This window comes from Sinorhizobium fredii USDA 205, from assembly GCF_001461695.1.
Lineage (GTDB): Bacteria > Pseudomonadota > Alphaproteobacteria > Rhizobiales > Rhizobiaceae > Sinorhizobium > Sinorhizobium fredii.
Genome location: NZ_AUTC01000015.1, coordinates 1 through 11,364, shown reverse-complemented (window position 1 = coordinate 11,364; position 11,364 = coordinate 1). Strand labels below are relative to the sequence as shown.

Sequence of the window (11,364 nt, the reverse complement as noted above, 5' to 3'; positions counted from 1 at the left end):
AAGAGGCCAAGCGTACAATGTAATGAACTTCAGTTCCAGGTGACTAGCTGCTGTCTTCAGTAATCCGATCTGAATATATCCTCGAACATAGCCAAGATTATTCCAAGCATACAAAGTAAGCTCCGACGGTATCCGTATGTGGTGAAATACAATAGCCGCGATAAGGATTATTCTTGACAGCTCGATCCTAGCGCCCAATTCATCGCTCACAGCAATTGATTTTTGCTGGCGCCTGTCGGTATACTCATGAACAGTTGCTGCAGTCATGGCATACTCGTCTTCGACTGGAAAGGCTAATACGATAGTTCAGGTCGGCCCTGAAGAAAATGAACGAAAATGGAGATTTGGCTGTAGATCTCTAGGTCTTTTGGGCGATGACGTGCCACTGAACTTTCATCAAAGGACGACTGCAGTGACCGTTTAGGTGACCTGAACCCTTCAAACTGGACCGTTTTTGGTTAGAGTTCTCCGGCTTCATTCAGGGAGGCGGGCTGGTTGCGTCTCCCGAATTCATCAGCGATGATCGGGACATTATTGCCCGGTGCGGCTCAACCCAAGCTTTCCGCTTGTCGTATCAGATGCACCCGTTCGAAGCCGCGCCTTCTCCTGTATCTGCGCATACCGATTCAGCAGCTCAGCAACATAACCGCTGTCCACCACAGGTTTCGACATTTTCTCGCCGTTGCCCGGCGACAACGAAGTGAACAGCCAGGTCGAGCGGCTCAGACCGTATGTTCTCGGATGAAGGCGGCTCACCCTCGCCGTAAGCTGAGATCGGGGATTGCTTCGGAGTGGTCGAAGCCGAGCCCCAAGCTTAGCGAGGATGAACCAGGGATCAGCCTAGCAGACTTTTCGTCGGTCGCGACGTCAGGAAGCGCAACCAGCTCACCGCGCTTTGCCAAGCACCGCATAGCGCGCATTCGAAAGAGGAGACAAGTTCGATCATCTACTGAATGTTGGAGGCAGGGGCCAGATCGGGGAATCTCGATGGAACTGAGTGGCCGAAAAAAGGCGACACAAAATCTGGCCATCGGTCGTTCCTGCGGCGGACTGACTACTAAAGCGCTAACCTTGCCTTCATCCGGATTCACGCGAAGGCGCAGACATATACCTCTAACGTCTGAAGACCAACAACCTCACGAAAATGCTACGGTTCACCGCTCAACCGGCAGCGAGCCGAATGTTCTAGACAGGGTGGCGTCCAAATCGTGCAAGATCGCGGACCAAACGGAGACAAGTCTTTGCAAGCCGGCCAGCGTTTAGCCCTTGCCGTTCGAAGGACTTCTGCGGTTGCCGGTCCTATTCTCGGAGTGCACGCTAAGGCATCCGAGGCTGTAGACGTCAACGTTCTAGTGGCGCCACGAAAGGGTCCGCGCGGCTCTGATAGCCGCCCGCCCTGGCAGGGATCGGTCTTACCGTGGCAGCGTCGAATGGAGCCTGTTTGGCGGGACCGCACGACATTACGCTTTCTCCAGAAGCAGCCAGCCAAATCCGATCGGAATTTTCGCGACGCTGAGTGGGAGGGATCGACTGTGCAGATCAAGCGTGATTTCAGGCTGCTCCTGGCCGGGCTGGGAGACAGCAGCGTGGAGATCAGCCCCCATCGGGTGCTGCACCACCAGTGGCGCCTTTCCTCCATGAGGCATTGCCATGGCTAGCGTTGATGTCGTCGTTCCCTGCTACAATTACGGACGCTTCCTTGGCGACTGCGTCGCCAGCATCCTGACGCAGAAGGGCGTCGACCTGCGGGTGCTCGTCATCGACAACGCGTCCAAGGATGACAGCGTGGCGATTGCGAGAAACCTCGCGGCCCAGGACCGCAGGGTCGAGGTTCTGACGCACGCGACCAACAAGGGCGCCACGTTCAGTTACAATGAAGGAATAGACTGGGGTGCGTCGGAGTATTTTCTCATTCTCGACGCCGATGACGCGCTGGCGCCGGGCGCGCTGGCGCGTGCGACGGCGGTCCTCGACGGTGGCCCCGGCATCAGTTTCACGCACGGGATCGAAACTCGGCTCGAGGCGAACGGAGCTGTGCGCTCGCTGGTGGCAAGACCGAAGGGACCTCAAGTTGAGGTGACCAGGGGGGTGGAATTCATCCAGAGGCTTTGCCGGATACCCGTCAACAATATCGGGGCAAACACGGTCATTCGGAGGATGTCGGCGCAAAAACAGGCAGGATACTATCGGGCGTCGCTGCCCTATACCGACGATCTGGAAATGTGGCTGCGCCTTGCGACCCTTGGCGACGTGGCCAGCATCAGGATCCCCCAGGCGATCCGCAGGCATCATGCCTCGCGCATGTCCGTTGATTACCAGCAGTTGCGCGATTTCACCGAACGCGAGGCGGCATTCGAAAGCTTTTTTGCCAATGAGGGGAGGGCGATCCCCGGTGCCGAGCTTTTGATGGCCAAGGCAAGGAGGGGCCTGGGTGAACACGCCTACTGGTCGGCGATCTCGCACATTTGCAGAGGTCATGGCCGCACCGGCGCCGACCTTTTGCGGCTGTCGCATCGCTGGCGACCCAACGCCGCCCTGCTGCCTCCCCTCCAGTGGATTTTGAAGATGGATCACCCACTCGAACGAGCCGCCGAGATCGTGTCCGAAATGCCGCCCTTCCGCAGGAGGATCGCCGCCGGCAAGGAAGGATCGTGCGGTCCCGACATTTCTGCGGCGAGGTAACGGGCAGGGCAAAGCGAAAGTACTGCTATGGCAAGCGTCGATATCGTCATTCCCTGCTACCAGCACGGGCATTTCCTGCGCGACTGCGTCGACAGTGTCCTTGGTCAGCAGGTAAATGACCTACGGATATTGATCATCGACAATGCCTCCACGGACTCTAGTCCCCAAGTCGCGCGTGAACTCGCCGCCAGACACAAGCGTATCGAGATCGTCCTGCGCGCGCGCAATCTCGGTCATCATGCCTCTTTCAACGAAGGCGTGGACTGGGCAAAGGCCGACTACTTCATGGTCTTGTGCTCGGACGATCTCCTGGCGCCTGGCAGTCTGGCGCGAATGGTTTCCGTCATGGAACAGCATCCGCAGACCAGCTTCGCCTACGGCGCCGACGTTCACTGGCACGAAGGAGAGCCGTTTCCTGGGCAGAGCGACGTAAGCCCTCCCGCGCCATGGCGGGTCCGTGACGGAACGGATTTTATCGTCGAGCGCTGCCGCAACCCGGAAGCATACATTGCCGCCGGCATGGTGCTGGCGCGCACCTCCGCGCATAAGGCTGCGGGCCATTACCGCACCGATCTCCCGCACACAGACGATTTCGAAATGCTACTGCGCCTGGCCCGGCTGGGCAGCGTGGCCCATACCCCCGCGGTCCTCGGCGTCAAACGCATGCACAGCCAAAACAGAACGCACGATTTTCTCGCCGAGCGAACCCGCGACCTTGTCGAAAGGGTGGCGGCGCTCGACAGCTTCTTCAGCCGCGAGGGACACGCCATGGCCGACGCCGACAGGCTGTTGCGCCTGGGCAGGCGCAGCATCGCCGAGCGCGCCTATTGGTGCGGGGTCAAGGATCTCACGCGCGGCCGTGCAAGTGCGATTGCGCTGTTCAGGCTCGCCGTTCGGCTCGATCCGCGCGTGGCGCTGATCCCGCCTTTTCGTTATCTCTTCCGGATGGATCGCAGCCTCCTCGAGACCGTCTGCGGAATGCATCAGACCGTCCACCCGTCGACGAAGAGTTGAACCGATTTGCTGGAATCGCAGGGGCGATCACTCTAGGACCCCTGGCGCCACCAACCCGCTGCGCCGGAAATCGGCAACCCCTCACAGAATTCGGTGAGAAGGGCATGACCGGTCAGCCATAAGCCGAGCAGCCATCCGGCCGCAGCGAGAGCGGCCGCGCTCAAAGCCTTGACGAGGGAAATCTCGAAGCCCGATCCGATATAGATCACGACGGCCAGGGGGCCCGAAATAGTGATGGCGGCCACGACGGCGCTGCGCCACACGGCGCTCCAGATTTCCAGCCAGCCAATCACCATATGCCGGCGCACAAATGTCAGCGAAACAAAAGCCTGGAACGGAATCACCAAGAGCAGGCTGAACGCCACCGCTCGAAGACCGAAGAAAGCTGCGGCGGTAATGATGACGACGGAAACGGGACAGACGATTAGCGCGCGTCGGAAGATGTCATGCACGGCGCCTATCGAAACCAGCACAGGATAGTTCAGTTCGAAGCTGAAGGAGAACAGCGAGGCAATCGCGACGATCTGTACAATGGGCACGACGCCATGCCATTGATCTCCCAGCAGTAGGTCGACGATCGGATAGGCTAGAGCCGCAAGCACCAGGAGCGCTGGCCATTGCAGAGCCGTGATCAGTCCAAGCGCGTTGAGGTAAGGCTGCTTCAAGCTTCTGCCCTGTCGCGCTTCGGCCGAGAAGGCCGGCAGGATCACCGATATTGCGCCGCCCAGTATGACCTTGTCGGGGAGCTGGCAAATCATCAGACCGCGGCTGTAAAGCGCTGCGGCGTCGAGGGACAGGATTCTGCCAAGAAGGAGGTAGGGCAGGGCTTCGTATGTCTTGTAGAGAAGGCTTGTCGCACCATTGTAGCCGCCGAAAGCGACCATGCCGCGCCAGCCGACCAAAGAAGGCCTGAAGATCCAGAACTGACGGCTGAGCCCAACCGCCAGGAGACCTGTGACAACGGCGCTCGCAACCCATGCCCACGCAAAGCTCATATAACTGAAGCCAAGCATCGCAAGCGAAATGGTCACGGCCGCCGCGGCAACCGCGCCAGAGGTATTGATGGCTGCGATCTTGCCGAAGGCCATGTCGCGGCGCAGCAGCGTGATGATCGGAGCGGCCACCAGTTCGAGAAAAAAGGCGGCTGCTATGACCCGCAGATACGGGGTCAGCCGCTCGTCGCCGTAAGCGCCCGCCAGCAATGGGGCCGAAGAAGCCAGAGCGATGGTGATGATTGAGGTGAAAAGCAGCATGACAGTGAATGCGCCGCGCACATCGGCACGGGTCAGGTGCTGACGCTGGATGAGGAAATTCGCGCTCGCAAATTCACGAGCCGACATAGCGATGCCGACGAAGGCCATCCCAATTACCGAAACGCCAATCTCGGCCGGCGTGAGAATTCTGGAAACAACAGCCACCGTCACGAAATTGCTGACCAGCGCGAAATATCGTTCGCCAGTACTTAGAAGGAGTGCGCGTTTGACAGCCGCCATGCGTTCGGGGTCCCAGATTGCCTTGCGGCCGTTGCCTCCCGCAAACTTCGCCGACCACCATTTCTCCGGCAATCCCGTCGCCGCGTCATGTCGGACATTTTGGTTAGGAATGCCCCGAAAGTGGTACGCAAAGCGGCCGTATCCCCATTATGGCAGGATTGCCGCAAGGTACTGCACGGCTAACCTGATGACGAACGCAAGAACAGGCGCTTCGCCTGCGCCAGCCAGGAAGGTGGGTCATCGAGGTCCCCTGATAACACAGAAAGAGATCGAACCGTGCCTTATCGATCAGCCTTTGCAAACGATGTCGAAGGAGCTTCCACGCGGTCCGGCCGGCCGCCGAGGCGCCAGGGCGCCCAGCGCGCGCCGAAACGCTTTGCCTTGGCGGTTTGCCTGCTGGTTGCCGGGACCTTCGCCGGACAAGCGTGCGAAACCGCATCGGTGAATGATGACGGCGCTTCTTTCCCGCTCAGTGTCCGGCCCGGGAAACGTCATCTTGAGGACGCCTCGGGCCGCCCGTTCTTCATGCAGGGAGACACCGCCTGGTCGCTTGTCGTCCAGCTAATCCGTGAAGATGCGGAACGGTACTTGCGGGACCGGAAGGCCCGCGGGTTCAACACGATACTGGTCAATCTGATCGAACATCGCTTTGCCACGGGCGCGCCCGCCAACGCCTATGGCGAGCGCCCGTTCATGCGTGACGGCGACTACGCCACGCCCAACGAGGCCTATTTCGAGCACGCCGACTGGGTTCTGGAAAAAGCGTGCGAGCTTGGTTTTCTGGTGCTGCTTACGCCATCCTATGTCGGTAACGGAGGTGGCCCGGAAGGCTGGTATCAAGAGATGGAGGATGCCGGAGCCGAAAGCATGCGCGATTATGGCCGCTTCCTGGGAAGACGCTACGGAGCCTACAACAATCTCGTCTGGGTGCAGGGCGGCGACTACAATCCGCCGGACAAAAAGCTGATCCGTGCGCTGGTCGAGGGTATAAAGGAAAACGATCCCGACGCGCTCCACACAGCCCATGGTTCGCCAGGCAGTCCCGCTCTCGAACACTGGAGTGGCGAGCCATGGCTGGCGATAAACAATGTCTATACCTACGGACCGGTGCACAGCGCCGCGCTGTCGGAGTATGGCCGCAAAGAAGCTATGCCATTTTTCCTGATGGAGAGCGCCTACGAGAACGAGCACGATGCGAGCGAACATCGCCTCCGAATGCAGGCCTACCAAGCTGCTCTTTCGGGCGCCATGGGACACATTTTCGGAAACAATCCGATCTGGCATTTCGACGGGCCGGGCCTCTATCCGGCGCCAATAAGCTGGCAACAGGCCCTCGACAGCCGTGGCGCTCGAAGCATGACCCTTCTTCTGAAGGTGATGTCGTCGCTCAAATGGTGGCTGTTGGAACCCGATGTCGCGAACACGCTTCTGGTCGAGGGGCGCGGAAGCGAAAAGGCGCGCGCGGTCGCCGCGCGAGCAGGCGACGGCTCGTTTGCTCTGGTCTACCTGCCGACCGGCCGAAGCGTCACGCTGGATCTGTCCCGCCTTGCGGGGCCAGAAATCGAGGCAAGATGGATTGATCCATCCAGCGGTAGATCTCGCCCCGCGGAGGGTTCTCCATTCGAACCGAGCCGGCAGACGTTGAGGCCGGCGCCGACGAACGAAGCCGGTTTCACCGACTGGGTCCTCGAGCTGCGTTCGCAAGTCATGGGCCAAAGCCAATGACCGCCGGCGACAGCATTGCAAGCCGCTTCCCAAGGCCCCAAGCCGACCCAGCGCCGGAGCCGGGGCGGGCGGGACTTGCTTCCCCCACCATGCGCGGAAGGCGCGCCAAGATCGCTTTGTTCGGGCTTTTTGGTTGCGGGAATCTCGGCAATGACGGGTCGCTCGAAGCGATGATCGAGTTCCTCAGGCATCGTCGGCCGGATGCGGAACTTGTGTGCATATGCGACAATCCGGACGAGGTGACGCGAAAATTTGGCATTACTACCCAGCCGATCAGCTGGTCGCGATATTTGACTGGCGTGCCGCGCAAGCTCGACCGGCTATTTCTGAAAATTCCAGGCAAGATGGTCGACCTTGCGCAAACGCTCAGACATATCCGCAAGGCTGATCTCGTGATCGTTCCCGGCACAGGCATCCTCGACGACTTCGGCGAGCGCCCTTACGGCATGCCGCTCGATATCTTCAGGTGGTGTCTCGGCGCACGGATGGTGGGCGCCAGGATCGCGCTCGTCAGCATCGGGGCAGGCCCTATCCGGCATCGCCTCAGTCGGTGGCTGATGACGGCCGCCGCACGCATGGCGCACTACCGATCCTACCGCGACACCCAGTCGAAGGAGTTCATGGAGAGCGTCGGTTTGGATATAGGCCGGGATTTCATCTTTCCCGATGTCGCATTCAAGCTGCAGGCGCCCGCAAACCCGCCGCCAAGATCCGGAGGCGCAGAACGTTTGACGGTTGGCGTCGGGGTGATGAGCTACTACGGGTGGTATGGTTTCGCGCGCGGCGGAGAGGCAATATTCGCCGCCTATATCAAGAAACTGGCGAAATTCGTCGTCCATCTCCTCGACAACGGCCATGACGTCCGCCTCCTGACCGGAGAACTGACCGACAAGACAGCCGTCGACGCTCTTGTCGAAGAGGTGGGCCGTGCCAGGCCGGACCTGCCGTCCTCCAGAATGATCGCAGAACCCTCCTTGTCGCTGCACGACCTGATGCTCCAGATCTCCACAGTCGACATTGTGGTTGCGACGCGCTTCCATAACGTCGTTTGCGCGCTGAAGCTCGGTCGACCAACCATTTCCCTGGGATATGCCCGCAAGAACGACGTGCTGATGGAAGAAATGGGGTTGGGCGCCTTATGCCAGCATGTGGAACGGTTTGACGTCGAAAGCCTGATCCTCCAGTTCGCCACGATTGTGCTGTCGCGCGAGGATTACCGCCGGAGGATTATTGACCGGGTCCGACAGTTCGAAGACGACCTCGACCGCCAGGACGCCCACCTGCTGACGCTGATCTGAACTCCAGAAAGTTCGTGCGTTTCAGGTTATTGGAGCAGCCATGACAGCCGAATCCCAACCGCCGACAGAAAGCCTCGCGCCCCCGATGGGAACGGGACCCCGACAGGCTACCGAGAAGGCAAACTTCTCCCTGCCGGGGATGCTGAAGATGAGCAGGGCGCGCGCGGCAGCGGAATTTGCCCTAGAAACCGTTGGTCGCGGCGCAAGGTCTGGCGCAATCTGTTCGAGGCTCTGCGGTCGATCTCCCCGGACGACGACTTTCACGCCATCGATTCGAACACCGCCAAGGCCCATCGCGCGGCGGCCGGTGGAATAGGGGGGGCGTGAGACGCAGGAGATCGGGCGGTCCCGTGGGGGCAGAAGCACGAAAAACCACGCGGTCTGCGACAGCCTCGGACCAGCCATCGCGCTCGACGTGACGCCAGGCCGGGGCGATGTGCGTGTCGCAATCCCCTTGCTGACGGCGTTACCGCCATCGCAGTCCTGTGCGGCCGACACCGCCTATCGGGTTGCGCCAATTCCTCCGCGCGCGGAACCGTCCCGGTTATTCCGAACAACCCCACGCGCACACGCATCCATCCTTCGACAGAAGCGTCTACAAACGGCGAAACCTGGTGGAACGCATGTTCTGCAGGCTCAAGGATTGGCGGCGCATCGCAACACGCTATGACAAGCTCGCGCGAAACTTCATGGCGGCTGTCGAGCTCGCCGCAACAATCATTTGGTGAGTCTAATTGAGTCCGGACGTTAGGGTGGTTGCCGACACCTTCAATTGTTGTCGGGGCGCACCACCTTTGATCTCTTAATCGCAACCAAGTCGCGCGCGTATGAGCTGATACGTTCAATATTCTCTCTGATCTCGGTGGACAATCTATCAACTGTAGCTGGATCATTTGATCGAAGGGCTGAAACAAGTGCCTCTCCACTCTGCCTTTCGATCGCCTCCAACTGTTGCTCTGGCGTTCCTAACATTAAATACAACCTGCTAAGGGTGTGGCCAATCATGTACTCGATAGCAGCCAATCTGGCTTCAAGCTTCAATTCTTGTTCGGTCATAGCGGTTCCACAGACAGTCTCACGTTCAGGCTTGAGGTTTCGCGCGGCTTCGCCCGAAAGGCAACCTTCATCTTAGGCGCAGTGGAAAAAATCGGGAAAAGCAGGGCGTTACCTCCCCAGGTTTGAAAATTGGGTGGCCGCGCACAGCAGAGACGGGGGGGTTGCCAAGCTGCCACAGTTCACGTAGAAAAAAATTTAGGCTACTTTCCTCGCTTCAGTGATCTTCTGAAATTCAGCCAAAATTTCCGGAAGCGTCTGAGTAAGATAACCAACGACCCGCGCGTTGCCAATCAATCGCGCAACATATCCGTAGTTAGAACAAGAGCGAGGTGATCTGCCTCGTAGTCCTGCTCAATCGTTTTGAGCTCGCGATCGAGATTAGCAGCCGCGATCTCCATCAGAGCGACTTGCTCTCGACTTGCGCTGATCGGGCATGGGGCAGTGACGAGAAGAGCGTCTCATTCAGTAGCTCGTCTCGCAGCCGCCCATTGAAGCTTATGGACATCCGAACGTAAGCATTTCCGGGTCAACCGAAAAGCCGCGACATGTACGTCTTGGCGATTTCGGCTTTACGAGAGGAACTCGGCGGTAGCGCCCGCGCCGCTAAAACGATCACGAGATGGACGGGCGCCAGTGGACCGCGAAGCACTGGCTTGCTGGCAGCCGCGGCCCGAGGGGTGGCATCTCCTGCTTCTTGCTCGCCACTCTGATCAGGTCATGCGCGCCATACTCAGGATGGTGGACCGGGATCTGCTTTCCGTTTCGATCGAATTAAGTGCAGCTGACGCCGCACTTTCCCGCGCCGCCGCAATTGTAAGGGCTCTGCGCGCTTAGCTACAAAGTCGCGTCACTAACGAATACGCTTGTCAGCGTTCTGGACATCTGCCCTCCAAGACAGACTGGGAAAAGCCAATGGATCGGAAGCTATCCTCGGCCACGTCCCCGATCGACTTGTCATGACCGAAATAACTGGCAAAAGGGGCTTCAAACCACTATAGAGCGCCCGACACGTTGGTCGGTAGCCACCATAGGCCAGGGAAGACGGGCTTTTTGAACGCCAGGGACAGACAACGGCGCGCAGTCGACTCCGAGACGATCACCGGAATCCTGCGACGCGTCATCGCCGAAAACGGCCGTGACCACATACGCGGCTATGCCTTTGCCATCGCCTGTCTCATCGTCGTGGCGGCAACGACGGGCTTCACCGCCTGGATCATGGAGACCGTGATCAACGAGGCCTTCGCCAATCGGCGGGCCGACATCGTGCTGGTGATCTGCGCCGCCATCTTCGGCGCCTTCGTGCTGCGCGGTCTCGCGACCTACGGGCAGGCGGTGGCGCTTTCGAAGATCGGCAACAACATCGTGGCGCGCTATCATCGCCGCCTCTACGCGCACCTGATGGCGCTCAGCGTCGGCTATTTCCACGAACATCGTTCGGCGCAACTCGCCGCCAAGATCAGCCAGAACATCGGCGGCATCCGCGACGTGCTCAATATGACGGTGACCTCGATCGCCCGGGATTTCCTGACCTTAGTCGGCCTGGTCGGCGTCATGTTCAGCAAGGACTGGCTGCTTTCGCTGATCGTATTCTTCGTCGCACCGCCCCTGCTCCTTGGCCTGCGCTACATTTCCCAGCGCCTGCGGCTGGCGACCCGCGAGGCGGTCGAGGTCAACAGCCGCGTTCTCGGGGCGATGCAGGAGACGATCCAGGGCATCACCATCGTCAAGGCCTTCACGATGGAGAACGAACTGCGCCGCAAGGTCGAGACGATCATCGATCGGGCCGAAAACCGTGCGAACCGCATCGCGCGGCTGAGCGAGCGTACCGCGCCGATGACGGAAACCTTTGCCGGGCTGGCGATCTCCAGCGTGCTCGCCTATGCCGCCTTCCGAACGATCTATAGCAATATCCCTCCGGGCGCGTTCTTCGCCTTCGTCACGGCGCTGCTCATGGCCTATGACCCGGCGCGGCGCCTGGCGCGGCTGCAGGTGTCGCTGGAGCGCGCCGCCGTCAATGCCCGGATGCTCTACGAGATCCTCGACACGGTTCCGCATCAGCGCGACCGTCCGGACGCGACCGGGCTGAAGCTCGGCGA

General features: G+C 59.8%; 8 protein-coding genes and 3 pseudogenes. 6 read left to right on the top strand and 5 right to left on the bottom strand.

Annotated elements, in window-relative coordinates; all coding sequences use genetic code 11:
* A pseudogene (locus tag N181_RS34220) lies at window positions 1-267 on the bottom strand (hypothetical protein); the annotation flags it as partial.
* Window positions 268-582: 315 nt separating this feature from the next.
* Window positions 583-726: pseudogene (locus N181_RS32815) on the bottom strand (IS110 family transposase); the annotation flags it as partial.
* Window positions 727-1,650: 924 nt separating this feature from the next.
* On the opposite strand from N181_RS32815, the gene N181_RS02945 reads away from it, so the two are divergent.
* Window positions 1,651-2,682, top strand: coding sequence for a glycosyltransferase family 2 protein (locus N181_RS02945; protein ID WP_037436772.1), 1,032 nt, complete (start codon window positions 1,651-1,653; stop codon window positions 2,680-2,682).
* A 27-nt stretch (window positions 2,683-2,709) separates the two neighbouring features.
* The gene (locus N181_RS02940; protein WP_037436774.1) at window positions 2,710-3,696 is read left to right on the top strand and encodes a glycosyltransferase family 2 protein; all 987 of its coding nucleotides are present in this window, start codon (window positions 2,710-2,712) and stop codon (window positions 3,694-3,696) included.
* 32 nt (window positions 3,697-3,728) lie between these two features.
* Here N181_RS02940 and N181_RS02935 read toward each other — a convergent pair whose 3' ends face one another.
* Window positions 3,729-5,261 (bottom strand): lipopolysaccharide biosynthesis protein, encoded by a 1,533-nt coding sequence (locus tag N181_RS02935; protein WP_234886006.1) that lies wholly within the window; start codon window positions 5,259-5,261, stop codon window positions 3,729-3,731.
* Between the two features lie 309 nt (window positions 5,262-5,570).
* On the opposite strand from N181_RS02935, the gene N181_RS02930 reads away from it, so the two are divergent.
* From N181_RS02930 to N181_RS35160, 3 genes are all read left to right on the top strand, one after another.
* The gene (locus tag N181_RS02930) at window positions 5,571-6,914 is read left to right on the top strand and encodes a glycoside hydrolase family 140 protein (protein WP_080579331.1); all 1,344 of its coding nucleotides are present in this window, start codon (window positions 5,571-5,573) and stop codon (window positions 6,912-6,914) included.
* Between the two features lie 89 nt (window positions 6,915-7,003).
* Complete coding sequence (locus tag N181_RS02925; RefSeq protein ID WP_234886005.1) at window positions 7,004-8,212, top strand: polysaccharide pyruvyl transferase family protein; 1,209 nt, start codon at window positions 7,004-7,006, stop codon at window positions 8,210-8,212.
* 485 nt (window positions 8,213-8,697) lie between these two features.
* A complete protein-coding gene (locus tag N181_RS35160; RefSeq protein ID WP_080580070.1) occupies window positions 8,698-8,940 on the top strand; it encodes a transposase in 243 nt (80 codons plus the stop codon).
* A 40-nt stretch (window positions 8,941-8,980) separates the two neighbouring features.
* Here the strand turns inward: N181_RS35160 and N181_RS02915 are convergent, their stop codons facing one another.
* Together N181_RS02915 and N181_RS34425 are read right to left on the bottom strand one after the other, a co-directional pair.
* Window positions 8,981-9,268, bottom strand: coding sequence for a hypothetical protein (locus tag N181_RS02915; RefSeq protein WP_037437219.1), 288 nt, complete (start codon window positions 9,266-9,268; stop codon window positions 8,981-8,983).
* Window positions 9,269-9,689: 421 nt separating this feature from the next.
* Window positions 9,690-9,764 (bottom strand): annotated as a pseudogene (locus N181_RS34425) (integrase core domain-containing protein); the annotation flags it as partial.
* A 554-nt stretch (window positions 9,765-10,318) separates the two neighbouring features.
* Here N181_RS34425 and N181_RS02910 point away from each other — a divergent pair.
* Window positions 10,319-11,364, top strand: a 1,046-nt coding sequence (locus tag N181_RS02910) for an ABC transporter permease (RefSeq protein WP_037437553.1), incomplete at its 3' end; no start/stop codon positions are given.

What these genes read in the sequence shown, in the direction of transcription:
- N181_RS02945 (WP_037436772.1), top strand. Translation starts at nt 1,651, where the DNA reads ATGGCTAGCGTTGATGTCGTCGTTCCCTGCTACAATTACGGACGCTTC.
- N181_RS02940 (WP_037436774.1), top strand. Translation starts at nt 2,710, where the DNA reads ATGGCAAGCGTCGATATCGTCATTCCCTGCTACCAGCACGGGCATTTC.
- N181_RS02925 (WP_234886005.1), top strand. Translation starts at nt 7,004, where the DNA reads ATGCGCGGAAGGCGCGCCAAGATCGCTTTGTTCGGGCTTTTTGGTTGC.
- N181_RS02915 (WP_037437219.1), bottom strand. Translation starts at nt 9,268, where the DNA reads ATGACCGAACAAGAATTGAAGCTTGAAGCCAGATTGGCTGCTATCGAG.